The sequence below is a fragment of the Algoriphagus aquimarinus genome, from assembly GCF_007997215.1.
GTDB classification, from domain to species: domain Bacteria; phylum Bacteroidota; class Bacteroidia; order Cytophagales; family Cyclobacteriaceae; genus Algoriphagus; species Algoriphagus aquimarinus_A.
The window spans coordinates 142,044-166,020 of sequence record NZ_VORW01000008.1; the positions used below are offsets into that span (position 1 = coordinate 142,044).

Annotated in this window: 21 protein-coding genes; 9 read left to right on the forward strand and 12 right to left on the reverse strand. The window is 40.2% G+C overall.

Annotated elements, in window-relative coordinates; all coding sequences use genetic code 11:
* Positions 1 to 47: 47 nt before the first annotated feature.
* Positions 48 to 1,853, reverse strand: coding sequence for a hypothetical protein (locus tag ESV85_RS13300; protein WP_146918372.1), 1,806 nt, complete (start codon positions 1,851 to 1,853; stop codon positions 48 to 50).
* A gap of 389 nt (positions 1,854 to 2,242) precedes the next feature.
* Between ESV85_RS13300 and ESV85_RS13305 the strand changes: the two genes are divergently transcribed.
* The 6 genes from ESV85_RS13305 to ESV85_RS13330 all read left to right on the forward strand — a co-directional run bounded on the left by ESV85_RS13305 (position 2,243) and on the right by ESV85_RS13330 (position 8,288).
* Complete coding sequence (locus tag ESV85_RS13305) at positions 2,243 to 2,500, forward strand: hypothetical protein (protein ID WP_146918374.1); 258 nt, start codon at positions 2,243 to 2,245, stop codon at positions 2,498 to 2,500.
* Between the two features lie 66 nt (positions 2,501 to 2,566).
* A complete protein-coding gene (locus ESV85_RS13310; RefSeq protein WP_146918375.1) occupies positions 2,567 to 3,115 on the forward strand; it encodes an RNA polymerase sigma factor in 549 nt (182 codons plus the stop codon).
* Positions 3,102 to 4,469, forward strand: coding sequence for a hypothetical protein (locus tag ESV85_RS13315; RefSeq protein WP_146918377.1), 1,368 nt, complete (start codon positions 3,102 to 3,104; stop codon positions 4,467 to 4,469). Before ESV85_RS13310 ends, ESV85_RS13315 begins: the two co-directional genes overlap by 14 nt.
* Positions 4,470 to 4,837: 368 nt before the next feature.
* A complete protein-coding gene (locus ESV85_RS13320) occupies positions 4,838 to 6,463 on the forward strand; it encodes a hypothetical protein (RefSeq protein ID WP_146918379.1) in 1,626 nt (541 codons plus the stop codon).
* Positions 6,463 to 7,554, forward strand: a complete 1,092-nt coding sequence (locus ESV85_RS13325) for a fatty acid desaturase family protein (RefSeq protein ID WP_146918380.1) — start codon at positions 6,463 to 6,465, stop codon at positions 7,552 to 7,554. Before ESV85_RS13320 ends, ESV85_RS13325 begins: the two co-directional genes overlap by 1 nt.
* Positions 7,551 to 8,288 carry a sterol desaturase family protein gene (locus ESV85_RS13330; protein WP_146918382.1) on the forward strand — a complete coding sequence of 246 codons (738 nt, stop codon included), beginning with the start codon at positions 7,551 to 7,553 and terminating at the stop codon, positions 8,286 to 8,288. The genes ESV85_RS13325 and ESV85_RS13330 overlap by 4 nt, the downstream gene beginning before the upstream one ends.
* Here the strand turns inward: ESV85_RS13330 and ESV85_RS13335 are convergent.
* From ESV85_RS13335 to ESV85_RS13350, 4 genes are all read right to left on the reverse strand, one after another.
* Positions 8,285 to 8,869: a hypothetical protein gene (locus ESV85_RS13335; protein ID WP_146918384.1), complete on the reverse strand. Its 585-nt coding sequence runs from the start codon at positions 8,867 to 8,869 to the stop codon at positions 8,285 to 8,287. The genes ESV85_RS13330 and ESV85_RS13335 overlap by 4 nt on opposite strands.
* Before the next feature lie 18 nt (positions 8,870 to 8,887).
* Entirely contained in the window at positions 8,888 to 9,940 is a 1,053-nt protein-coding gene (locus tag ESV85_RS13340; protein ID WP_191322010.1) for a radical SAM/SPASM domain-containing protein, read from the reverse strand.
* A 421-nt stretch (positions 9,941 to 10,361) separates the two neighbouring features.
* Positions 10,362 to 11,084 carry a DUF4397 domain-containing protein gene (locus ESV85_RS13345; protein ID WP_146918388.1) on the reverse strand — a complete coding sequence of 241 codons (723 nt, stop codon included), beginning with the start codon at positions 11,082 to 11,084 and terminating at the stop codon, positions 10,362 to 10,364.
* Between the two features lie 188 nt (positions 11,085 to 11,272).
* Positions 11,273 to 11,761: a DinB family protein gene (locus ESV85_RS13350; protein ID WP_146918390.1), complete on the reverse strand. Its 489-nt coding sequence runs from the start codon at positions 11,759 to 11,761 to the stop codon at positions 11,273 to 11,275.
* A 136-nt stretch (positions 11,762 to 11,897) separates the two neighbouring features.
* On the opposite strand from ESV85_RS13350, the gene ESV85_RS13355 reads away from it, so the two are divergent.
* Positions 11,898 to 12,848 (forward strand): helix-turn-helix transcriptional regulator, encoded by a 951-nt coding sequence (locus tag ESV85_RS13355; protein WP_146918393.1) that lies wholly within the window; start codon positions 11,898 to 11,900, stop codon positions 12,846 to 12,848.
* Positions 12,849 to 12,918: 70 nt separating this feature from the next.
* On the opposite strand, the gene ESV85_RS13360 is transcribed toward ESV85_RS13355, so the two are convergent.
* The gene (locus ESV85_RS13360) at positions 12,919 to 13,878 is read right to left on the reverse strand and encodes an NAD(P)-dependent alcohol dehydrogenase (protein ID WP_146918395.1); all 960 of its coding nucleotides are present in this window, start codon (positions 13,876 to 13,878) and stop codon (positions 12,919 to 12,921) included.
* Positions 13,879 to 14,665: 787 nt separating this feature from the next.
* Between ESV85_RS13360 and ESV85_RS13365 the strand changes: the two genes are divergently transcribed.
* Positions 14,666 to 15,463, forward strand: a complete 798-nt coding sequence (locus ESV85_RS13365; protein WP_146918397.1) for a hypothetical protein — start codon at positions 14,666 to 14,668, stop codon at positions 15,461 to 15,463.
* 339 nt (positions 15,464 to 15,802) lie between these two features.
* On the opposite strand, the gene ESV85_RS13370 is transcribed toward ESV85_RS13365, so the two are convergent.
* From ESV85_RS13370 to ESV85_RS13385, 4 genes are all read right to left on the reverse strand, one after another.
* Positions 15,803 to 16,807, reverse strand: a complete 1,005-nt coding sequence (locus ESV85_RS13370; protein WP_146918399.1) for a DHH family phosphoesterase — start codon at positions 16,805 to 16,807, stop codon at positions 15,803 to 15,805.
* 222 nt (positions 16,808 to 17,029) lie between these two features.
* Positions 17,030 to 18,556, reverse strand: coding sequence for a glycosyltransferase family 39 protein (locus tag ESV85_RS13375; protein WP_146918401.1), 1,527 nt, complete (start codon positions 18,554 to 18,556; stop codon positions 17,030 to 17,032).
* 12 nt (positions 18,557 to 18,568) lie between these two features.
* The gene (locus ESV85_RS13380) at positions 18,569 to 19,912 is read right to left on the reverse strand and encodes a sensor histidine kinase (RefSeq protein ID WP_146918403.1); all 1,344 of its coding nucleotides are present in this window, start codon (positions 19,910 to 19,912) and stop codon (positions 18,569 to 18,571) included.
* The gene (locus ESV85_RS13385) at positions 19,902 to 21,284 is read right to left on the reverse strand and encodes a sigma-54-dependent transcriptional regulator (protein WP_146918405.1); all 1,383 of its coding nucleotides are present in this window, start codon (positions 21,282 to 21,284) and stop codon (positions 19,902 to 19,904) included. The genes ESV85_RS13380 and ESV85_RS13385 overlap by 11 nt, the downstream gene beginning before the upstream one ends.
* Positions 21,285 to 21,465: 181 nt before the next feature.
* On the opposite strand from ESV85_RS13385, the gene ESV85_RS13390 reads away from it, so the two are divergent.
* A complete protein-coding gene (locus tag ESV85_RS13390) occupies positions 21,466 to 21,891 on the forward strand; it encodes a peptidylprolyl isomerase (protein ID WP_146918406.1) in 426 nt (141 codons plus the stop codon).
* Positions 21,892 to 22,177: 286 nt separating this feature from the next.
* On the opposite strand, the gene ESV85_RS13395 is transcribed toward ESV85_RS13390, so the two are convergent.
* Positions 22,178 to 23,008, reverse strand: coding sequence for a hypothetical protein (locus tag ESV85_RS13395; protein ID WP_146918408.1), 831 nt, complete (start codon positions 23,006 to 23,008; stop codon positions 22,178 to 22,180).
* Positions 23,005 to 23,781, reverse strand: coding sequence for a UDP-2,3-diacylglucosamine diphosphatase (locus tag ESV85_RS13400; protein ID WP_223275998.1), 777 nt, complete (start codon positions 23,779 to 23,781; stop codon positions 23,005 to 23,007). Before ESV85_RS13400 ends, ESV85_RS13395 begins: the two co-directional genes overlap by 4 nt.
* Between the last annotated feature and the right edge of the window lie 196 nt (positions 23,782 to 23,977).

Consider the following 23,977-nt stretch of genomic DNA (forward strand, 5'->3'; position numbering starts at 1 on the left):
CAGCGCTTTTTAGTTACTTGGGTTACAATTATTACATAGATCGTCTCTTAGGTCAGGCTAGCTTCTACAGGCTTACTTAACTGTTCGATTTCGCATTTGATTTTTGAAAATTGATCTGCCATTTTTTCAAGTATAGCACTAGAATCTATCTCTACTTTATCGATCAACTCTTGATAATATTCTACTCCTTGGATCAGGTTATTTCTGAATTTTTCTAAATACGCCTCTTTCTTGGCCACTTTCTCAGTGACTTTTGTTTCAAATTCCTTTTTCAAATAGGTGACATACAGCTGCAATTCCTTCACAAAAACGTGAGGTCTTTCGATATCCACTTTCAGAGATAACTTGCCATAGATATGATCAGCCATTTCTTTGAGTGAAAAAGTGCCTTTAAAGTAAGCCAGATTCGGTCCAGGACAAATGGTCACTGCATTGAGATTTCGTCTTGGCGTTTCTCCTGCTGCCAAAATCGCGGGTGCACTCAGTCCTTCGCATAGACAGTCTTTTGCTTCCACCTTTTCCATTTCTTCACCTTCTATTTCTCCAGCCTCGAATTGCTTGGCTTTGAGGTCTTGATATTGCCTGGAAGCGGTACAAATTGGCTTGTCTGTGAACTCAGTGTTATTCATCAAAAACTTCTTATAGCATGGGCTTCCGGCTCTGTTCTTCTCAATTCTAGCCTGACGCTGTTCTTCACCTGAGGAAGTTCGCAGGTTGTTGAAAGGCACACCTAAGGGCGAAGCATGGCTGAGGTAGTAGTCGGATTTCTTTGCTTGGAACAAACGCTCCAGCGTATCGTCATCTACTGAGGTAGCTTCAGGTACGAGGAGAAAAGGACTTCCCCAGCCAGTTCCGTCCAGTTCGTAGTATTCACGTAAGAAGTTGTCTTCACTCGCCGTTCCTATACCTCCTTGGTAGGTAATCTTGAAAGTGGGGGCGCTTGATAGCTTAGTTAATTCTTTGTTTTCCAGTGCGCCTTGACAAGTTTCAAAAAGTGTTTGAAACAAGTCATTTCTGTTGTTTTTGAACTCTTCCAAAATCGGTCCGATCAGAAAACCATCAGTTGCAAATGCATGACCTCCGCAGTTCAGACCAGATTCTATTCTGAATTCGGAGACCCAAAGACCCTTCTTTGCTAAGAATTTCCCTTGAATCAAAGCAGATCTATAGTCACTCACTTTTAGGATAATTCCCTTCGAAATCTCTCCGAATTGATTTGGGTAAAATTCCGAAAAATGCTCTGCATACCCATATAAAGCCGGATTCATGCCTGCGGAGAATACCACCGATCCATTTGCTTTGCTCTTGGCGAAACCTCTCAAGGCAGACAGGGCATCCGAGTATTCTCGTGGTAATTCATTGCCTGCTTTATCGATGTTGATCTTGTCCACTTTCGTCATGATGTTCACGTCGACTGCGCCTATACTCAGTTTGGATTTCAATTCTTCTTTGAGTTGAAATTTCTCAGAATCCGAAGCCGTTTCCAGCTTTGCAAACAAGTCCAGCAGCACAGTGTTTTGAGGCAAAAGATCCAGGTACTTACTGAATTCGGTATTTGTTTCCCAGTTCTCATTGATCAATTTATTGAATTGCTCTTCTACGAGAGACTGAGTCAAATCCAGGTAGGCAGTAATTCGCTTTGCCCGATAATCCTCATCAGTATCCGGGATAGGAATGAATTCACGCACAAATTTCTTCGAGTAGATTTTTCGCATGTCTTCGAGCAGATGATCATCCATGATGGAGATCACGCTGGAAATGCCATATTTGGCCACTTTTATTGGCGTGTCTACGGTATATCCTAACCCCATAACTGGGATGTGGAAAGTGTGTGTCAGAGATTGAGAATTCATATATAACTAGGATGAAATTTGCACTTATTTGAAAAAGTAAAATTAGGCTCAATCATAGCCCCTTTGCCTGCTTGGCATCAGTGCTAGGCCTGACTTTTATCAGTTTCTTACCACAGAGGTCACGGTGTCCCGAGCTATCGGGATGCACAGAGAACGCAGCTAGTATTGGCCTTTATTCTTTAATTTCATTATGTCAAGTTGAAAATTGACAATTGAATTTGAACATTGATCATTAACACTGAAAAGCAAGCAACTAACAACCGACAACTTTTTACATTCGATTCACCATTTTAAATTTTAAATTCATCCATTTTAAGTCCCTCCCTCAAAAATATTCTCCTCCTACTGTAGCGTCTTGAGCAAGAACCCCGTCAGGGTAATAAAGAAAGATGAACACACTTCTAAGGATCTATTTGGTTTTGATATTTGCGAGCAGCGCACTAAATGCGGGCCCAGAGAATGACTTGATCAACAAGGAATTCCCGATGGAAGCATCTAATTTTGCTACAAACCGTCGCTATCCTCAGAATCTCGAGGGAATTACTGATTGCATGAGTTCCACAATTCAAATGGAGGAAAGTGCAATAGTTAAGTCAATTACGGAGAAAAGCTCAATAGAAAACTCCTCTGAGGAGCTGAGCAAATGAATAGCTAAGAAGTGAAGATCCCGACTCCAACATGGATGTCGTAAATTATAGATTAATAGGTTTGAATTGAATTGGACTGATCAGGAGCTGATCGATGGTTGCAAACGACGATCGGCTAAGTACGAAGAGGTATTCTATAAAAAATACTATGGCTATGTCATGGGGATCAGTCTGTCCTATTCCAAAGATAAAGCCCTAGCCGATGAGATCACCAACGACTCATTTATGAAGTTTTTTGGATCGATCAAGAAATTTGAGGACTTCCAGTCTGTAAAGGCTTGGCTTCGCCGAATCACCGTAAATACCGCGATAGACTATTTCCGCAAGCAGAAGAAGTTTCAAAATCAAACCGACGTGTCCGAGGAACCTGGCATTTTCCATGAAGTGAATGCGCTTCAGGATTTGGCCTTTCAGGATATTATAAACCTAATCAATCAATTACAGGACGATCACAAAATGGTGTTCAATCTCTATGAGATAGAGGGCTATAGTCATAAGGAAGTGGGCGAAAAGCTGGGTCTGACAGAAAGCTCCTCCAGAGTTTATCTGGCCAGAGCAAAGTCTCAGCTACGCAAATTAGTATCATTACACTTGAAAGAATATGAAGGAAGATAAGCTAGATGAGGAAATCGCTGCTTCCCTTAAAAAGAAGTTAGTCGAAGCCTCCGTGCCCTATGAACTGGGTGCTTGGGAAGGTTTTCAGAAAAAGCGCGCACAGCGCAAACGTAGAACTATTGCCTACTGGGCATCTGGGATTGCTGCGTCTCTACTGCTCATCGCAGTGGGGCTGAATACGGTGGATACTCCCGAAAATAGTACGCCTAGCTCTACGGAAATTCAGCTGGCAGAAAGTGCTGAAAAATCTCCGGAGAATAGAGTTGAGGAGATAACTACAAGGGGATCTGAAGCAGTTGCTGAAAATTCAGACGAGTTAGTCCCAAACACAAATGCATCGGGCTCTAAAACAGCGAAGGAAGCTCCTAAAGTCCAAAAGTCCGATACAACTCCTGCGGATACAAAAGCTTTGGCTTCTGTTCCTCAGCCTGTAAAAAAGGCTATAGAAAAGCCTGTGAAAACGGAAAAGGTAGTGCCTACGGCGCCAATAATTCCCAATGAAAAAACTGTAGCTCAAGTGCCTGAAAAACAAATCTCACAACAGCAGACACTTATTACCAAAGTGGGCGAAGTGGAAAATCCAGTTGATTTGGAGATACCTAAGGAGACGCTGGCTTTGGCAAAAGCTGAAGAGTCTGCGAAACTTACGGAAAAGGAGAAGTTTGTAGCAGAAAATGAATTCCCTATTATCGCAAAAGACAAAGCATCGGTAGGATTAGGCATGGGACTGTCTCCAGGTTTTGGAGCGATACAAAGCGATAATCAGGTAGCGACTGCTCAGACGATTGGACTGGGAATGCTGGTGGATATAGATCTGCCGGGCAAGCTTACCCTTGGTTCTGGTCTTGGCTTGAACTACCTCAACCAAAATAATGAGCAGGAAAGTACGGTGATGTCTTTAGGGAATACTTATCCGCAGGTAGAGAAGTTGGAAGTTCGTCAGATGCAGGTAGAAGTGCCTGTTTTCGTGAAGTATCCTGTGACCAGAAACAACTCAGTATCTATACAAGCTGGATTTTCGAACTATTACGCGCTGAACCAAACAGCCAGTCAAGAGAATACTACGGAGCGCCAATCGGCTTTTTATGCAAATGATGCTTTGGGTAACTCTTCAGTTTCACTTCGTCAAGAGTCGGTGGTAGAAAACAACTCTCTAGAATCAAAAAGTGGCAAGTTCTACCCATTTGCTACGTTGAATTTTGGAGTTAACCTTCGGGTCTTGGAGACTAAAGGTGCCAACTATGTGGTTATGCCTTTTTACAATTATCAGTTGAAGCAAGTTTCTGGTTACGGTGATACCTATGGACTATTTGGAGCAAGCTTCAAGATGAATTTTGGAGGAGGAGAGAAGTAGAGGAAAGTCCCCATATTTTGAGAGTAGAATGGAAAAATAGAATTATTATGAGTATTCTCTAGGATGCTAATTGTCTTATTTTCGAGGATCAGCTAATCTCAGGATGAGGTGAAACTCATTACTCAAAGCTAGTGTATTACCCCGTCGCATTATATTTTTCATTCGCTACTGGTAGGAAAGAAGACATTTCTATACAATTTTAATAATATGAGGTTACTATATTTTTTGACAGCTAAATAAATCAATGCTAGAGCTTTTTGAAATGATTGCGCAAAAGTTTAGATGTGGGTTAAAATGATTATATTTCTTAGGAAGTATTATTAGAATAATACAAGTTTTACTTTCACCCAATCTTAACCCACTTTGCTATGATAAAGGCCCTAAATCTCATTGGGAATATATTGTTTGCTTGTCTCTTTATCTACCTGACATCCTGCGCGAGTTACCGTTATAAGGCTAATGTAGAAGATGAGAAAACGCCAACCCTTTCTGATGGTTGGAGCCAACTTGATGATTCGAACTATCTGGTGGTGCATAGTGGAGATCAGATGATGGAATTATATGAAGTTTCATTTAATGAGAATGAAAAAATTGTTTCGGGAAAACTTAAGCCATTTGTGGGTCTTCCCTTAGAATACTATAATAAAATTCCAGATAAGTCGAGGAATAAAAAGCAGCCAAGAAAACCGGGCAAAACCGATAAGGATGCAGTGAAGCAAATTCATTTTATGCTTACTGACAATTTTGATTTATCGAGTAATGAAATTTCATTTCAACTTGCAGAAATAAGGAATGTTGCACTTTCTAAAAGTGCAACACCTAACAGTTCAATTGTAGGCATAGTAGCAGGTTCAACAGTTGTAGCTTTTGGTACATTTCTAGCCATTGCGTGTAGTTGCCCACATGTTTTTATAAATGACGGTGATGAAGTGAAAAAAGTGAATTCACTTTATACTGGCGCTAAAGCATCACAACTAGAACGTAGTGATCTGAAAAAACTTCCTGATTATTTCTCGGATCAAAGCTCATTTTCTTTGACCATTACAAACGAGGAGAACGAAGATCAATTCACCAATATGGTTGAGTTGGTGGTGGTCAATCATGACGAAAACGTGACAGTGGAGGCCGATATGGATGGTAACATTTACACAATTCTGAAACCGAGAAGTTCTGTTTCAGAGGAGGATTCTGATTATGTTTTAGCTAGAATTTCGGCTAAAGATGAATCCTCATATAAGTTTGATTCAGATGTAGCAGATGGATTGAGTACGATTTCGCTAGAATTTCAAAACCCGCTCCGGGAGAAAACCGGCAAATTGGTGATGAACTTAAAGAATACCCAATGGTCAGGTTATGTATATAATGAATTTAGCTCGCTATTCGGAAGCAAGTATGTAAAATGGATTGAGAAGAATGAGGATAAATCCAAAGAAGAGCGTGAGCAATGGATGCGGGAGCAGGGTATTAAGTTACTGGTAGAAATGAAAACCGAGGAAGGCTGGCAGCAAATCGATGAAATTGAGCTTCTTGGTGATATTACTTATAATTCTGTTGTTGTTCCATTTGAAATTAAGAATGCCAATCAAAATGTTGAGTTTAGGCTTAAATCAGGATTTAGATTTTGGGATTTGGACTTTGCAGGAGTCGATTATTCAAAACAGGATGAATTAAACGTTACCGTTATTAAGCCTAATAGTGCTACTGGCAATAAAGGAGAAGATTTCTTAGATGTTCTCTTGGCTGATGATGAAGTGTATATGAAGCATCTCGGCATGGACTCTTCCACTGAATTAAAATTTGAAGGGCTTCCGGTTTCATCGGAAATGGAAAGAACTGTATTTCTTCGAGCTAAAGGCTATTACATTTCGAAGCAAGAATATCTAGGGAAAGTGGACCGCGCAAAACTCAAGAACTTCAAAAACCCAGGTGAGCTATCAAGGTTCTCTCAAGAATTGTATCAAAACGTATTTTATAATAACCTAGTCACCAAATAATGGATCATCCAATTCACTTTTTACAAGAAACTGATGGTTTTTATGAAGAGGTAAAAAGGGATGTTGCTAAATACGTGAAAACTTCAGAATCCAGAGGATTAGCAACAGGAATTTTCTTTGCGAAGGCTGGGCTTTTAGTTTTCCTTTACCTTGTGTTGTATGGTGTCTTACTATTTACTGACCAAGCTTCAATAGCATTAATAGCAATGGCCTTCATGGGGCCTATTGCCATATTTATAGGGATCAACGTAGCACATGACGCAGCTCATGGCTCTATTTCTAAGAAGCAGTGGCTTAATAGTAGTTTTTTACTTCTATTTGATTTCCTCGGAGCAAACTCGTATATCTGGAAAAAGCGTCATGTTTTCTCTCACCATATTTTTCCGAACATCTTAAATGCAGATGCTGATCTTAAACAAAACCCCATGGTTCGCATTTTCCCAAATGACGAGATCAAGGGTTACCATCGCTTTCAGTTTATTTATGCGCCTTTTTTGTACTTACTATATACCATAAACTGGCTGTTCTTTCGTGATTTCCAGGATTTTAAAAAACGAGAAATCGGTTCACTTAAGCTACGTGGACATGAAAAATCGGAGTACCTCAAGCTAATTTTCTTCAAGATTATCTATGTTTCTTATATAATTATTTTGCCACTTATTTTCTCATCCTTAAGTGGTTGGCAGCTATTTCTTGGTTTTTTGCTTATGAATTTTACTGCAAGCATTACGATCACTTTAGCGCTTATTCCATCTCATGTTGCGGAGGATTCTGCATTTCCTCTCCCTGATGAATCGGGACAAATGACCACTTCCTGGTCGCATCATCAGTTGCATACGATCAGAGATTTCGCAACATCAAATTGGTTTCTCAATTTCTTGTTTGGTGGGTTTAATCACCATTTAGCTCATCATCTTTTTCCCAATATATGCCATGTGCATTATGTGAAGATTACACCGATTATAAAAGAGACAGCTATGCGGTATGGCTTGCCTTATCATCATGAGGAAAGTTTTATCAATGCCTATTTATCCCATTATAAGCTTTTAAAGAAAAATGGTTTGCAAATGAGTTTAGCGGAAGTCGCATGATGTGGATATGGATTTTACCTGGCTTTTCTTTATTTAGTGTGCTCCTTTTTGTATTTCTAAACAAGCAGTTAAAAAGGAAAAAGCCATCCCTTAAAATTGATGAGATAGCGAATTTGCCTACCAATAAAGAATACGCTTATACATTTTTAAATCTTGGAGTGTTTGGCATTATCGGTGCATTCATGGATTATGCTCAGACAAATGATTTATTAAGACTAGAGCCAATCTATACTTTGGAGGAACTGAATTGGTGGTTCCTTATCGTTTCAGTATTTATCTGTTTGGGTATACACGACATCTACTTTTATTTTTCGCATAGGTTATTGCATGTGCCGTTTCTCTATAAAAAGGTGCACACCATTCACCATAAATCAACCAATCCAAATCCATGGACAGCCTTTTCGTTCCACCCTTTAGAAGGAGTTATTCAGATAGGGATAGTCCCACTTCTTGCTATTATTCTACCTATTCCAGAATTGGGTTTGATCATATTTACCCTAGTTATGTCCCTACTTTCAGTATATGGTCACTGTGGATATGAGTTGCGCGCTGAGAAGTGGAAAGGCTTTGAAGTTTTTAATACGGCTTTGCATCATCAGCAACATCATCAGTTGGTACGCTACAATTTTGGGATTTATCTAAGTATCTGGGACAAGCTTTTCGGGACATTTTCACCTTCCTATGATAAATCTTTAAAGCAACTTATCGCAAAAAATAAGGAAGCTAAGAGTTAGTTTGATTCAAAAGGGCGTTTGATAAACCAAACATTTAATCCGTCATTTTCCCACTCGTCGTAAACAGTAAAACCATAACGCCTGTATAAAGGGAGCATATTTTTGGCGGCAGTCTCTGCAAAGATTGGAAGCTTCTCTTTTTTTGAATAGTCATAGACAAAGTCCCTAATTTCTTTAATAGGATTGAGGCCTTCGCTTCTATCTTCTACACCTAACATCCAAAAATAAAGGTGCTCTACATTTGGCCTTCGTTTAGTTATTTCGGCCTCACGTTTTATGATGGTCAAAGGTCTGTTCCAGCCTATGCATTTTCTCCAGAGGGTGGCATATCCGAGCAACCAATTCATAAAATGCTGTTTCCTACAACTTTTAAAAATGAGAGCAACGCCTTTTCCATCCGAGGTAATAAAAGCACCGTCTTTCTCTATGGCAACTGTGAGACAATAATTGCATAGAACTGCGATCCTTTCTTCAATTTGCTGGTCCTTTTTTACAACCCAAAGCACGCCTGGGTTATCGTGAAAACTAGAAATTAATACTCGAAGAGCTACAGATTTATTATGGCTATCAATTTTCAACATAACCTGTAATGGAGCAAATTAAGCTTCACAAAGTGCTGCCTGTTTTGGTACTTCAGGCATTTTCACTTTGCAAAATGGGCACGGATACAAGGTGCCATCATAGTCTAAAAGCATGTAGCTAATGCCACCACCGCAGGGTTTTGCTTTGCGATAACCTGCAGGAAAAAGAACAGTGGGATAGTCTAGAAACTCCCTCTCAAAATTGAATTGATCGCTAATCTTTTTGAGATGTTCTTTGTGCTGAATGTCTAACTCTACATCTTTATCTTGATAGTTCCCCACGGCACGAGGCTCTAATAGATTTACAATCGGCACGTTCCATTTTTTTACCAACTCGATCAATTCTTCAACTCCTCCAGATTCGATATATGCTTTGGTAGGGCAAACGTTCAGAGCCACCAAAACACCAACTTCCTGAAGGTTTTTTACAGCCTCATGTACCCAGAAAAATGATTTGCTACTTCCTCTAAAGGTATTGTGACTTTTCTCTAAATGATTGTCCAAACTGATTGCGGCACCATTAAGTCCCGCTCTTTTAAGTTGCTGTGCTTTTTCTAATGTCAGTCCAAATCCAGAGGTATAAATCCACTGGTCACAACTGGGTTTAAAACGGCTAAGCATCGTAAGCAAATCATCAAATCGACTCAAGGGTTCTCCTCCGGAATAAATTAATTGACCAACACCTTGAGATACGTATTTGTCAATGCGGCTTATAAACTCATCACATGATAACACATCATTATTGTACAGCGTGCCAGCTTCACTACAATGTTCACAGGCCAGGGGGCAGCGTTTTGTTATGGCAATTAACAACCTCCGCAGACCGAACTGGTTTTGATTGGTAGGTTTGATTTCTTGTAAATGAGATTGAAAAAAGGAATTAAACCCAGGTGAGGGCCAGGCGGGATTAAACATATCCCAAGCATACCTACCATCAATTTTAAATGCACGAACCAACTTTTTGTTTCCAATCATCTCTTGGAAATCTGAAATGAGATGCTTTACAACTTTGAAGGCTGTTAGTGGATTTCTATAAAGTTTTACTCCCAGCCACCAGATATTGATAACCATGAGTAAGCGTACTATATCATATTCTACTCGGGTTACAATTCTGGGCATCTTGTGTTTTTTTTTTGATATCAGCCAGTTTTCAAATCAGTTTACATTCCCTCTAGGGTCGTAGAGTATTGATTTTTATTTCTTGGCCAATAGTGTCTGTTTTTAGAAAAAGTATTTTTTTAACTGCTACATAGTTTTTTAGCATAGCTATTGAAAACTTGGTCTTTCCTTGACCTAATTCAAGAACGAGAAAAAAGATAGACCTTCAAAGTTATGCGAAGAAAAATTGGTGGGGGGTTATGGATTTTCAATTTCAAAACCATCGAGACTTGAAAACCTTAAAAATTGCGCACCCCTTCGTGCCCTTTGATGTTAAACAAAAAAAATCCCGTTCATAGCAGAACGGGATTTAGGATTGTGGCAGTATGATTACTTAGTAATCGATAAAGTTGGTCAGTAATTGTAAATCAAGTTTTTTGGAATTATCCGTTGACTGCTTATAGCCTCTTAACACCAAGGTATACACTCTCTTTCCTTTAAGATCCACGTTGGTAGCAGTAGCAAGTGTTTCACCAGTGCTAGAAACAATCTTCAAGTTGTAAGTTTTGGTGGCTAGGCTTTTAAAATCTGAATTTCCCTTGAAAGTCAAATCAGAGAATAGAGCAGTTGCCACTTCATCTACCTTGAGTGAAACTGTTCCTGCATCAGGAGAAAGGTTTACCATTCGAATTTGCGCTTCAGCAGCAGTTGGCTCCGACCAGTCATCATCTACCAAAACAGCATCCAATGCAGCCGCATTTTCCACCATAAATAAGGAGTAAACTGAATCTACTTTGATCTCAAATTCCTTTTCCAAAAGAGAAGTCACAGAATTTGCTTCTGAAAACTTGAAGAGTCTATCCCCAGGATAGAAGTTTTTGTACGGCAATACTTCTGAGTACTTCAATGGGGAATTGTTGACCTGATTTTGATCAGCAAAGACAATCGTTCCAGCGTTACTCGGAGCGCCGTTGTAAATAGAAATGTAACCGGCAGCAGGGTATTCAATTGGGTCATTGTCATCCATGCAGCTGGTCAATCCCATAGTTCCAGCCAGTAGTGCTAGGGAAGCCAGAGATCTAAGATTCTTAGTCGCAAATGATTTTATACTCATCATATGTATTTGTTGGTTTTTGTTTTAAATCACAACCAAGACGCATGATAAGTTTTATTCGCTACAGAAAGAATGAAAATTTGAGCAAGCTCCTTATTTATAATGGGTTAATAATTTGTAACAGTGGTCTGTGTCCACATAGACCCTCTTGTTGCGGCCTGTGAGGACACAAGTCGCGGTAGAATGAAGTATTAATACTGCTCCCAGAAGTTTGGAGGAGTGATGCCTAAAGCGCGCAGATAGACAAAGCCTTGTCCTCGGTGATGAATTTCATTGTCTATGATGTAAAACAAAATGCTGTAGCCAGTGCCATCATACTGTCCAAATGCTTTGATTTTCTTTTGGAACTCCTCCATCATAATGTCCTTCCAATACTTTTGGATTTCTTCTGTGGATTTATCCCAACTGGCGAGAAGCTCAGCTTTTGTCGTCAACTCTTCTTTTTTCTCATCAAGAGCTTCCCAAGTGTCTGTTGCCAAACCTCTAGCTGTTGTACTATCCATAGCCAGCATTTCTTTCATTAGCTGCGCAAAAGTCCGCATTCCACCTATACTGAATTCGAAAAGTTCTTTCTCCGGAAAAGCTTCCAGTGTCCTGCGGGTGACTTTACGATGTCCTAGCCAATGCGTTAGCAATTGATCTTTGTTGATGATTTGAGCAGGTATTGTTGATGTTTCCATAGTGGGTATGTTTTGTTTAAGAATATTCAAAGAAACTACATCATAGTGTCAGCCCTATGTCAGTAGGATTTTGGGATATGAAAGATTTTCTGATTTTTTCCAGTTTCTTTACTTACAGGTTTCAACTGATTTTTTTATGAACAGAATAGATCGACTCACTGCCATACTTACCCACCTTCAATCCAAGCGAACTGTGCGAGCTTATGAGCTTGCTGCTCGTTTTGAGGTGAGTTTGCGTACGATCTATAGAGATGTGAGATCTCTTGAAGCGTCGGGAGTTCCGATCATCGGGGAGGCAGGGCAAGGCTATTCGTTGGTGGAGGGATATAGACTTCCGCCCATCATGTTTAGTAGAGAGGAGGCTCTTGCGATGTTGGTTGCAGAGAAGTTGGTGGAAAAATCTCTGGATGATCAAAGTAGCAAGGTTTTCAAGGAAGCGCTGATTAAGATAAAGGCTGTGCTGAAATCCTCCGAAAAGGATTTGTTAGTAGAAGTGCAGGATACGATTAAGGTTTTGAAGTCGGGGTCTTCTCAGTCTATGAACAGATCCAGCAAGGCTTTTCAGCTTATTCTTCAGGCTATTTCGGAGAAAAAAGTGCTGTCTACGACCTATATTACTTTTGATCCCGAGCGGATTTCAGTAAGAGAATTGGAACCAGTAGGCTTGTTTCATTCGCACGAGCAATGGTATTTGATGGCTTATTGCAGGTTGAGAAGTGATTATCGCACGTTTCGACTTGATCGCTTTAGCAAACTTCAGGTGACAGATTTTTGCTATACCACCTCTAAACATCCCTCCTTACAGTCTTATTTGGACAAATTAGCCAGCGAACAAAAACTACATCAAATCATTCTGGAAGTGCCTGATGGTTCTCTGAAATACCTCGTCAATTCGAAATACAATAATGGATTTGTGTCTGAGGAAAGAGTAGGGGAAAAGACAGTGATGACTTTTATGAACTCATCCATCGAGGGATTTGTGCGCTGGATAATCGCACTGGGAGATATGGTAGTGGTCAAGGAGCCAACGGAGTTGCGGGATCGCTTAGCTCAACTGATAGAGGAGATTAAGGTAATGCAGGGATGAAAAACATTGACCATGTTTTGTGAAAAGTTGGAACCAGGTTCTTGATAGCACTCAATAGCCCTGTTACGCTCTAAATATTGATAATTACATTTCCGGTTTTATTGCCAGAAATAACATAATCATATGCCTCCGCTATAGCTTTCAGTGGGTATTCTCTATCGATTACAGGTTTGAATTTCCCTTTTTCCAACATGGATTTAATGTAGGGAAGTGTCTCTGTTAGGCTATAAGGAATGGGGAAAATTACTTTCTTACCACCTGAGAGTGGACTATAGAGTGCTAAGAAGATATTTTGTGAATATGGGCCTAATTCCGAAGAAATATAAATCCCTTGCTCTTGTAGCAAAGACTTGCACTTACCGAAGGTGCTTTTGCCTACGGCATCAAATACAAAGTCGTATTTCTCATTTTTTTGTGTGAAATCTTCAGTTAAGTAGTCATAGACTTTGTCCGCTCCTAGGGATCGGATAAGTTCAATGTTCTTAGTATCGCAAGTAGCAGTCACATGAACATCAAATGTCTTGACGAATTGCAGTAGTGCTGATCCAATAGCGCCCGTTGCCCCATTGATAAGGATTCGCTGTCCTGGCTGTATAGCTGTTTTATGGATAAATGTGTAGGCATAATGAGCGCCTTCAAGACTGGCAGCAGCTTGTTTATATTCAATTTGTTCGGGAATGGTTAAAAGGTTGTTCTTAGGTTCCAGAACCATGTACTCAGCCTGCGATTCTACCCCTAGATCGGTAAAACCAAACACTCGATCATTAACTTGGAAGGATTGGATTTTTGTTCCTATTGCTACCACCTCACCCGCGAAATCAGTTCCTAAGGTTATTTTTCTAGGCTTAAAAAAACAAAGGAAAAAGCGCATGATGAAGGGTTTGGCAGTGAGATTGGCGCAATCCGTTCTATTCACTGTCGTAGCGTATACTCGGATTAATACTTCGTTTTCCTTGGGGGCTGGTCGTTCGGTCGTCTCAACTCTGATTGTTTTGGGACTACCGTATGACCTTCTAAATGCAGCCTTCATTGGAGAGTTTTTGGTGACAGATTAAAAGAGAACCTGATGTGTGATCCTGTAAGATCGGTAATCGAGCCTACATTCTGAAAAGATAAGTAGAGAGATATTCCAAATCTAAAATGGTAATCATTATGGAAACTGTTGAAACTATACTGGTCTGTTGAATGCCTTACAGGTATTTTACAACCTCAACCTTCTCCCTTCTATTCCATCATCTTCTGAGAACGGATCGTATTCAGGCCCATTGATCACTGTCCAGCCTAAGGAGTTTAGAACCTCATCGCTGAGTTTCTCTTAGTTGAAATCGGTTGGGGTGATAATTATATTCTGTTTGCTCAAAAATAATTTTTCTAATTTCTATAAAATTGAGGAAAATAGGGAGTTTAAATAAGCTAGTTCACAGTTGAATTAGGAGAAAGTACATTTGAGGGAAGATGCATTATGCATTGCAAGTATTTTCTGTGAATATCAATAAACAGGGGGATCATTTCCCCATTTCAGGGAGATTAGGCGCATCGCAAATTTCAGCTTTAGGCTTTTAGAAGACATCTGATTCCAGGGTAGCATTAATAGCTTGGTGAAATTTAGCTTTGCTCATATGATAGAAATCAATTCAAAGCACACTAAAACCAAGTCTTTTGACTTATTTCGATGCATTTTTACGGAAAATCAATAGCAGGGAAAGCTGCATTTCAATCTGAAATGAATAACTTTGAACTTGCATATTAATCAGAGGATCGATGGAATGGCATTTGAGACTACTAATAAAAATCACAATCATCAAAAACTGTAAATTATGAATGTAAAAATATTAGGTACAGCTGCTGCGGCATTATTGATAGCAGTAAGTTGCCAACCGAAAAAAATAGACAATGAAGAAGTAGCAGAGATGGAGATTGTTGCTCCTGCAGAAATTTCAATTGAGAAATTCAGCGATTCTCCTGCTTATTTGACTTCCTCTTTGACTTTGAAAAAACCGACCAGCACTACAATTTCCAAAGCAGGGGAAGTGGATTTTGCATTTGACGTGAAGGAATATAACCTAGGTGAAGTAACTGAGCGTACGGGTATGGCTGCGAACTTGGCTAATTCCGACAAAGGTCAGCACATCCACTTTATATTAGATAATGAGCCATATTCTGCTCATTATGAGCCTGAATTTAAGCGTGAGATGCCAGAAGGAACACATTATTTGGTGGCATTCCTTAGTAGATCTTACCATGAGTCAGTGAAGAATGATAAGTCATTCATTGCCAAAAAATTTGTTGTAGGTGCGGCTAGTGACGATATGAATGTAGACTTCGAGAAGCCTACTATGATCTATAGCCGTCCAAAAGGTGAGTATAGCGGAGCAGATACTGAGAACTTATTACTTGATTTCTTCTTGCTAAACACTACACTTTCTGAAACTGGAAACAAAGTAAGAGCAACCATCAACGGTCAGGAATTTATGATCACTGATTGGGCACCTTACGTGATCAAAGGACTTCCTAAGGGTGAAGTAACTGTCAAATTGGAATTGCTTGATGGGGATGGAAACTTGATCCCAGGTGGATTCAATGACGTAACTAGAACAGTAACTTTGAAGGACTAATCCATAAACGATTAAGTCTGATACTTAAAACTCCGTGTGATTGATTTCGCACGGAGTTTTTTTTATTTACCGCGAAGTTCACAGAGGTGGTCGCGGAGGGGGCAATTTCTGCTAAGTTGTCCTGCTTCTCCAGAAGCTGGACAGGATTTGTGCTTTCATTCAATATGTCTATGCAAGTTTTTTTAACAGCATAGAAACATAGTTAGTATATAGCAGAACTATAAGTGTTATGTAAAAGGCTGAAAGCCTAACATAAAACAGCCCAGCCTGCAGGGCTGGGCATAAATGGCTATTTAGATTCAAGAGCTCTTTAAGAGCTTAATAGAAACGATTCTATAATTATTGAGCAGGAAAATATTCAGGAATAAGCCTTTTGATTTTATCCAAGGTTTCAGGCATGGAGAGCGCACTCATTCCCCCAGAGGCATTGGCATGTCCACCTCCATCAAAGTGGGCAGCAGCCAAACCATTTACTGGATTCTCTTTGCCTTTTGAGCGGAAGGAAATCTTGATGATGCCATCCCGTTCTGAAAAGACCATTGCCGCTTTCATCCCTTTGATAGACAAAGCAAGGTTGGCTAGACTATCTGTATCTCCTTTTTGGTAGTGATATTTTTCCAACTCTTCCTTAGTCAAAGAAATGATAGCCACCGAGTTTTCTTCCATGATTTCCATTTTCTGGCTCATCGCAAATCCCTGTAGACGAAGACGAGATGCAGTATTCGTGTCATTCAGCAATTCATGGATCAGGTGATGTTTTACTCCAGCTGCAAGCAATTTAGCTAGTACTTCATGTGTTCTTGGCTTGACGGAATTGAATCGAAAGCTTCCTGTATCAGTTAGAATTCCCAGATATAAGGGAGTTCCGATTTCTTCATCCAGTAAAGTACTGTTGCCAGATTGCTCTATTAATTCTACGATCAACTCAGCCGTAGATGATGCGGAGGTTTCGGATACTGTAATTGAAGCGAAGTCCTGCGGATCTAGATGATGATCGATCATGATTTTGGTACAGGTCGCTGATTCCAGCAAGGGCTGCATTCCTTTTCCTACACGGTCTGTTGCATTATAGTCCAGGCAAAAGATCAGATCCGCTTCTTGAAATGCTGCCGTTACCTTCTCAGGTTCCTGATCCATCACGGTGATGGACGAGAGTTCAAGGAAATCCAAAAAATCTGGAGCTTTGTCAGGATGACAGATGATAGCCTTTTTGCCAAGCTTTTCTATAAAATGCAAAAGACCCAAAGAAGAGCCTACAGAGTCACCATCGGCAGATTTGTGGGCAGTAATAAGGATGTTTGATGCTGCTAGAATTTTAGCTTCTATTTGTTTGTAAATATTCATGAAAGGGAATTGTACAGGGGAATTGAGCTTTAATATTGAAGAACGAAGAGGGTGAGGTTCTTCTGAAGACAAAGGAACAAAAGTGAAGAGCAAAAATGAGGGGATTGGAACATTAATTACAATTCATAAGCTATAAAGTCTAGATCTCAGTTGATTTGAAAAAAGATGTCTTGTTCATTTAGGTTTGCGTTGGTTTATTTTCTTTGGTAATTCTTGAGATTTTTACTCTCTTAGCTCAGACCTTTTCTCTTCAATTTCAGCCGCTAAAATTGCGTTAATATCAGTTTTGGTGCCTAGAAGTAGCTGAATAATTGTACCGAATTCCCTAGCATTGGGATCGGTGATGGTTCCTATTTCTTCTGACTTTTCGAAAAATGAGATTTCTCTTTCGCTGACCCCGTCTTCCACTTCTCTTACCAAAATCACATTCTTGATTTCCTTGCTAAGATCTATCCAATTGACATAGTCGGCATTCAAAGTGACAGCCTGCAAGCCTTTGTTTTTTGTATAAAAGTTAATCGCCCCAGCCTGTCCATAATTATCACAGATGATCACCGTGTATTCGTCTGAAGGAGCTTTAGCATAGGCAATATCAACTTTCTCAGCGAGTTCTTTCCAGCCTAGCATATCTGCGAAATCCTGTGGCAAATCGTGGATTTCACCATCTTCCCAGCGGTTCTCCATTAGATCAGGATGCCGAGATTGGACTCCCTTGAGGTATTCTGGATTTCCGATAGGATATGAAATTGGAGCAGCGAGGATAAAAAGTCCTATCGGAATAATCATTGCAACTGGCTTCAAGTAGTTACCCCAGCTTTTGCGCAGCAAGTATGAAAGATACATCGCTCCAAATGCAAAGTGAATAGGGTAGAGGCCGATCGCATAGTAGCCTTTTGCTCGGAAGTAGGTGAAGATCGCTAATGTGAAAATCGTAGCCCAAAAGAAAACTTGGTACTTGCGAAAAGGAGAGTAAGTGAAATAGGAAATCAGCGCCAAAAGGAGAATGAAAATTGATCCGAAAAAGAAGAAAAACTGATCATTCAGAAAATCAAATCGGTTTACATTCACCAACTGATATTGACTCAGCATTCGCATGTGCCAGAGCACAGGGAAATCATTTTGTACTTGCCAGATAAGGTTTGGTAAAGCAATCAAAAAGGCTAGTCCAAAGGCAGCATATAAATGTGGATTTTTGAAAATCTTCCGCTCTGAAGTCAACAGTAAAGCTGGTATCAATCCTAGTACTTGAAATGCGATGTTGTACTTGTTTAGAAAGCCAAAACCTATTCCGATTCCCAGCCAGTAAAGCCATTTGTTTTTACCAGACCGGATGAAGCAGAGCAATGCGAAGTACACAAAAGTCCATGCTAGAATGTCAAAGGAATTGGGCTGGAATAAGATATTCAGCCGAGCCAAAGAAGAAAATATCAGACAAATTGCTGCCAAAGATTGAGCATATAAATTCCCGCCTAGTCTTTCTATGGCCTTCCAAACCAGTAAAATAGTCAGTGCTCCAAAGAGTGCAGGAAAGAACTTGACCCAGAATTCAGTATTTCCAAAAAGATATATCAGGTAAGAAAACCAGGAAGTCACAGGAGGAACCGAGATATATCCCCAAGCCAAATGATGCGCTTGGTCTAGATGCAGGTATTCGTCCCGATGTAGGTCGTAACCCGAATCTGTCAGGAGATATTGAAGGATAAACTTGATGAGTATAAAACCCATCAAATATCCCGTGTTTTTGGTCATGACCTTCAACACTTACCCGTTAAAAATCAGCTTAAACGTAGTGCCTTCACCTTGAATAGAGCGAACCTGTATATTGCCTTTGTGGCGACGCATAATCTGCTTAGAAAGACTCAAGCCGATACCAGAACCTTTAGATTTGGTGGTGAAGAATGGGATGAAAATCTTTGAGAGTGCTTCCTCCTCGATTCCTTTTCCAGTATCTGCCACTTCCAAAATGATTTTTCCCGCTTCATCTATAAATGCCCGTAGAATGATGCGTTTCACTTCAGAATCTTCCACCGCCTGAATTGCATTTTGGGCGAGATTGATCATGACTTGCTCTATCTGAGTTTGATCTCCAAATAAGATTAACTCTTTTGGATTGATCTCTTTAATCAATTCAATCTGATAAGTGTCTAATTGGTTTTGTAATAAAACTTCCAGCTGATGGAAAAGCTTTGCGATAGCAATACTGCTGAACTTAGGTGCTGGAATATGTGCCAAACTTCTGAAGTCAGACACGAAGCTGATCAGACCTTGACTACGCTTTTCAATCGTGCTAATTCCCATCAGATAGTCTTCCATTTCCGAAGGAGTGATTTGCTCTACGTTGTCTATTTTGCTTTCCATTTCTCCTTGGATCGTTCCTGCCAGTGAAGAAATAGGAGCGATGGAGTTCATGATCTCATGAGTCAGGATTTTGACTAGGTTTTGCCAAGCTTCCATTTCCTTTTCCTCCAGTTCTGACTGAATATTCTGAAGGGAAACCAGCTTAAACTTTTCCCCGCGCATCAGTAATTCAATCACATACACTGAAATCTGCATGATCCCGTCAGGATGCGCAATCTTGATCAACTCAGATCCACCAGTTCGCAGGTTGTTGATCGCTAGGTGCAACTCCTTATTAATGCCTTCAATTTCTCCGATGTTTTTCAACTCTTCCACATCAAGTATCCTCTTTGCAGCCGTATTTGCGATCTGAATCCCGCCATTTTCACCAAAAGTGATCAGACCTATACTTAGGTGTTTGAACACTGAGCGGAAGTACTGATAATTCGCTTCTTTCTCAGCTTGATCCTCTTTCAGTTTTGCGAGAATCGCATTGAATTCTATATGAAGATCATCTGTTTCCGTACCATCAAATTTGACAGGGTAGAGTTGGGAGTATTTGTCCTGCTTAATGTTATCCAGAAAAATGCGCACCTTATTAAATGAGCCTTCGGAATAACGAAGCAAATAGATAATCTGAAATACAACTAAAATGAGAAAAAGAGAGATCATAAAGACTCCCCAACTATCAATAATAGCGTAGGCAAGAAGAAAGAGAGAGGCAGCTAAAAAGGCGATTCTCCCAAGTAAGCCAACTTTATAGTCCATATTTTTCCAGCCTTCTGTACAAGGAAGCTCTGGTCAGGCCTAGCTCCTTAGCTGCTTTTGAGATGTTTCCTCCGTTTTTATCAATTGCTCTCTGAATAGTCGTGCGCTCCATGTCGTCTAGATTGAGCGTTACTGCTGTGGGAGCTTTGTCAGAAGCTGGTTTCGCCGATAAGAAGAAGAAATCTCTGGAGTCCAGTTCATCACCTTCGGCCATAATGATAGCTCGCTCGATAGCATGCTGAAGCTCACGGATGTTTCCAGGCCAGCTATACCGCTGTAATAGTTCCATTCCCGCAGCTGTGAAGCCATTGAAGGTTTTTCGGTATTTCTGACTGTAGCTTTTTAGGAAGTGATTAGCCAAGGTTGGGATGTCATCCTGTCTCTCACGTAGTGGAGGAAGGAAAATCTCAACTGTATTGATTCTATAGAGTAGATCTTGTCGGAAGGTATTATCAGCTATGCTCTCGTGTAGCGGCATATTAGTAGCGCAGATCAAGCGAATATCCACCGGAATGGCTTTGTTGGTACCTATTCTGGTAACTTCTCTTCTTTGAAGAACAGTTAGAAGTTTGGACTGTAATGGAAGGGAAAGATTTCCGATTTCATCCAAAAACAAAGAGCCATTATCCGCTATTTCAAACCTACCAGCTCGATCATCTTTAGCATCGGTGAATGCACCTCTTTTGTGTCCGAAAAGCTCAGATTCGAATAAGGATTCTGTAATAGACCCCATATCTACACCTACAAAAATATCATCTTTTCGAAGTGAGCGATCATGAATGGCACGAGCGATAAGTTCCTTGCCAGTTCCATTTTCGCCTAGTATCAACACGTTTGCATCGGTCTGAGCTACTTTATCGATGATTGAGAAGATGTTTTTCATGGAAGCAGATTGTCCGATAATATCGGTGTACGGCTTCTTCATGTCGGTCTGCATCTGCTTTTGCTTCTTTTGAAGCTTATCGACTTCATTGTAGCTTTCCTTGAGTTTGATAGCCGCGGAAAGTGTAGCTATCAATTTCTCATTTTGCCAAGGCTTCAGGATAAAATCAGTCGCACCTTCTTTCAATGCTTGCACAGCCATTTCCACGTCGCCGAATGCCGTGATCAGGATTACCACCGCCTTTGGGTCTATCTCTTTGATTTGCTTCAGCCAGTGAAAACCTTCCTTGCCTGAAGTGGTATCCTCCCGGAAATTCATGTCAAGAAGGATCACATCGTAATTATTGTTATTTACAAGAAAAGGGATTCGTCGAGGATCCTTTTCTATCATGACTTCTTTCGCGTGCTTTTTGAGAAGCATTTTGGCGGCAAAGAGTAAGTCTTCATTATCATCGATGATAAGAATCTTGCCTAAATCTTGAGTTTCCATGGTGAATTGTTTGGTGTTCTTAAGGGGAAAATGATGCCAACCCTAATATAAGCCCATAAACTGGGTTTTTGAGATAAAAGTGTCCACTATTGTACGATTTCACGCTAAAATCGGACAGTCGGACGGGGTTTTCTACCCTAATAGATTTTTGTACCTTTGTACTTTACTAAAACAAAAGACTATGCAAGCTAAAAAAGGAGATGCAGTTCAAGTGCATTATACCGGTAAATTAGAAGATGGAAGCGTATTTGATACTTCAGCAAATCGCGAACCGCTAGGATTTACCTTAGGCGACGGAAATATGATCAAGGGCTTCGATACAGCTGTTGATGGCATGACATTGGGTGACAAGGTCACCGTGACTATCCCTGCTGCTGAAGCATACGGAGAGCGAAGAGATGACATGATGATTGAAGTGCCAAAGGCGCAAGTACCTGCGGACATCAAACCTGAAGTTGGACTTGATCTGATGCTTCAAGGTGGAAATGGTCAGCCAATGCCTGTAAAGGTGGTAGCCATTGACGATGAGAAAGTCACACTTGATGCGAATCATCAGTTGGCTGGAAAAGATTTGATCTTCGACATTGAATTGGTGAAAGTCAATTAATCAAACTGACTAAAATAGAATTCTAAAAGGCTATTTCAGAGATGAAATGGCCTTTTTTATTGTACTAAGGAGAGCGCGGAGGATTGCGCAGAGGAGTACGGTTGTGCCTCTTCTTCAGAAGCCGCATAACCAAATGCAAAAGCCTGACGACTTCCTTGGAAAACCTTTATCAGGAGTTTCAAGCTTTTAAAGGTGAAGTGCTTAATCTAGAACCTTGACATAACAGGTGTTGAAATGGCGAGTTCTGAATATTGTATAAAGAAGGATTAAATCTCAGTTTTGAGACTCACTTCAAAGACTTCAACCAATCCGGAGTAATGTACATACTCACTTTATCCTTGGAGACAATGGCAAGCCTTTCTTGTCCGATTTGAATGTAAGAGGCTTCTGAATTGTCCAGCTGTGCGAGAGTGACTATTTCATTGCTTGAAAGAGATATTGCCATTAGATTTTCCCCTTCTATCCAAAGCAGGTGTTCCTTGTAATAGCACAATTTATTGATTCCTGTCACCGCTACTTTTCGCATCAGATTACCTTGATTGTCAAAAATGAAAATGCCTGTATCGGGCACATTCATAAATAGGCGGTTTTTGAATTCTCGGATTTCTGAGACGTTTAGATCTTCGGATTCTAAAATCAAATTGAGAGGTTGAGATTGAATAATCAGATTTCTTAGATAATCCAATGATTTCAGGTTCAGGTCAGATTCATCCCAAACCCAGATTACATTATTGTTCCCCAGCGTCGCAGCTTTGGCCAAGTTGATTTCTGCAAGTGAAAAACCTTTTTCTGCCAAAGGATTAAGAAACCTATCCAAAATTCTATATTCTTGGAGATCTGCTGAAAAGCTAAAAATATTCACTGTCCAGCCAGCTTCTAGTTGATTCAATCTTCCTTGACGGGCAGGAGAAAATAAGTTGAGCTGCTTTCCTTCTTGGCTGTAAAGATATATATCACCAGAAGTATTGCTGGCGAATAATTGATCCTTTGTGTCGAAAGAAATCAGATCAAGATTTTCAAGTGATATTTCGGCAAGAGGAGTACCAAGCTTCGACGGCACTTGTGCAGAAGCTACAAGTGGCAAAAGCAAATAAATAAGTAGCCCTAGCGATCTCATCCTTTGAAGGTAATGAGCTTTGTTCCTTGAGCGTCAAATACAAGGTAGGTGTTTTGAGTTACCCACTCTCCAAGGTTGTAATAGGTAGAGTTTGATCCAACTTCTAGTTCCAGTGGCAAGTGTCTATGCCCAAAAATATACAAGTCATGATGGTCCTTTTGCTCCAATTCCTTGCAGTAAGTCCAAAGCCATTCGTCCTCATCAAGGAAGCGACTTTCATCTTTTTCGATATTGGTAATGCGGCTATGACCCGACCATGCCTTGGCAAGTTTCATTCCTAGATCGGGGTGAATCCAGCGGAAAAGCCATTTTGCCAAAGGATTTGTAAATACTTTTTTAAGAAATTTGTAGGAATTATCTCCTGGACCAAGACCGTCACCGTGTCCGACTAAGATAGATTTTCCTTCTACTTTCAGCTCGATCGGATGCGTGTAGACGGGGATTCCAAGCTCTAAAGTGAAGTAGTCCTTCATCCATAAATCATGATTTCCTGTGAAAAAAAATATAGGTATTCCACGATCTCTGAGTTGACTTATTTTTGAAATAAATGGAATGAAACCCTTTGGAATCACCTGCCCATACTCAAACCAAAAGTCGAAAATATCACCAACTAAAAAGATGGCAGCAGCATCATCTACAATTGAATCCAGCCAACGGATTATTCTTCTTTCACGGACCTTACTTTCGACGTCATTCGGCGCTCCAAGATGAAAGTCAGATGCGAAAAAGATTTTTTTTCCATTCAGCGGAAAATCCAACGGGGTTGATTGCATGGCCAAAGATAAACGTGCGGATACTAAAACAAAAAAGCCCCGAGCTAGTCGGGGCTTTTATTATAAAATTGTCTCGTCCTGAAATAAGTTGACACCAAATCGACTTATTATGGAAAAAGAAAACCTCTCTAGTGTCAAGGGGAAAAAGCGTTCGCAACGTGATTACAATTTAGGCTTTAAATTGACCCTGATTTCC

Bases quoted from the DNA above. Each gene is read 5' to 3' on its own strand.
- ESV85_RS13300 (WP_146918372.1), bottom strand. From the start codon at position 1,853: ATGAATTCTCAATCTCTGACACACACTTTCCACATCCCAGTTATGGGG.
- ESV85_RS13305 (WP_146918374.1), top strand. From the start codon at position 2,243: ATGAACACACTTCTAAGGATCTATTTGGTTTTGATATTTGCGAGCAGC.
- ESV85_RS13315 (WP_146918377.1), top strand. From the start codon at position 3,102: ATGAAGGAAGATAAGCTAGATGAGGAAATCGCTGCTTCCCTTAAAAAG.
- ESV85_RS13320 (WP_146918379.1), top strand. From the start codon at position 4,838: ATGATAAAGGCCCTAAATCTCATTGGGAATATATTGTTTGCTTGTCTC.
- ESV85_RS13325 (WP_146918380.1), top strand. From the start codon at position 6,463: ATGGATCATCCAATTCACTTTTTACAAGAAACTGATGGTTTTTATGAA.
- ESV85_RS13330 (WP_146918382.1), top strand. From the start codon at position 7,551: ATGATGTGGATATGGATTTTACCTGGCTTTTCTTTATTTAGTGTGCTC.
- ESV85_RS13335 (WP_146918384.1), bottom strand. From the start codon at position 8,869: ATGTTGAAAATTGATAGCCATAATAAATCTGTAGCTCTTCGAGTATTA.
- ESV85_RS13340 (WP_191322010.1), bottom strand. From the start codon at position 9,940: ATGGTTATCAATATCTGGTGGCTGGGAGTAAAACTTTATAGAAATCCA.
- ESV85_RS13345 (WP_146918388.1), bottom strand. From the start codon at position 11,084: ATGATGAGTATAAAATCATTTGCGACTAAGAATCTTAGATCTCTGGCT.
- ESV85_RS13350 (WP_146918390.1), bottom strand. From the start codon at position 11,761: ATGGAAACATCAACAATACCTGCTCAAATCATCAACAAAGATCAATTG.
- ESV85_RS13355 (WP_146918393.1), top strand. From the start codon at position 11,898: ATGAACAGAATAGATCGACTCACTGCCATACTTACCCACCTTCAATCC.
- ESV85_RS13360 (WP_146918395.1), bottom strand. From the start codon at position 13,878: ATGAAGGCTGCATTTAGAAGGTCATACGGTAGTCCCAAAACAATCAGA.
- ESV85_RS13365 (WP_146918397.1), top strand. From the start codon at position 14,666: ATGAATGTAAAAATATTAGGTACAGCTGCTGCGGCATTATTGATAGCA.
- ESV85_RS13370 (WP_146918399.1), bottom strand. From the start codon at position 16,807: ATGAATATTTACAAACAAATAGAAGCTAAAATTCTAGCAGCATCAAAC.
- ESV85_RS13375 (WP_146918401.1), bottom strand. From the start codon at position 18,556: ATGACCAAAAACACGGGATATTTGATGGGTTTTATACTCATCAAGTTT.
- ESV85_RS13380 (WP_146918403.1), bottom strand. From the start codon at position 19,912: ATGGACTATAAAGTTGGCTTACTTGGGAGAATCGCCTTTTTAGCTGCC.
- ESV85_RS13385 (WP_146918405.1), bottom strand. From the start codon at position 21,284: ATGGAAACTCAAGATTTAGGCAAGATTCTTATCATCGATGATAATGAA.
- ESV85_RS13390 (WP_146918406.1), top strand. From the start codon at position 21,466: ATGCAAGCTAAAAAAGGAGATGCAGTTCAAGTGCATTATACCGGTAAA.
- ESV85_RS13395 (WP_146918408.1), bottom strand. From the start codon at position 23,008: ATGAGATCGCTAGGGCTACTTATTTATTTGCTTTTGCCACTTGTAGCT.
- ESV85_RS13400 (WP_223275998.1), bottom strand. From the start codon at position 23,781: ATGCAATCAACCCCGTTGGATTTTCCGCTGAATGGAAAAAAAATCTTT.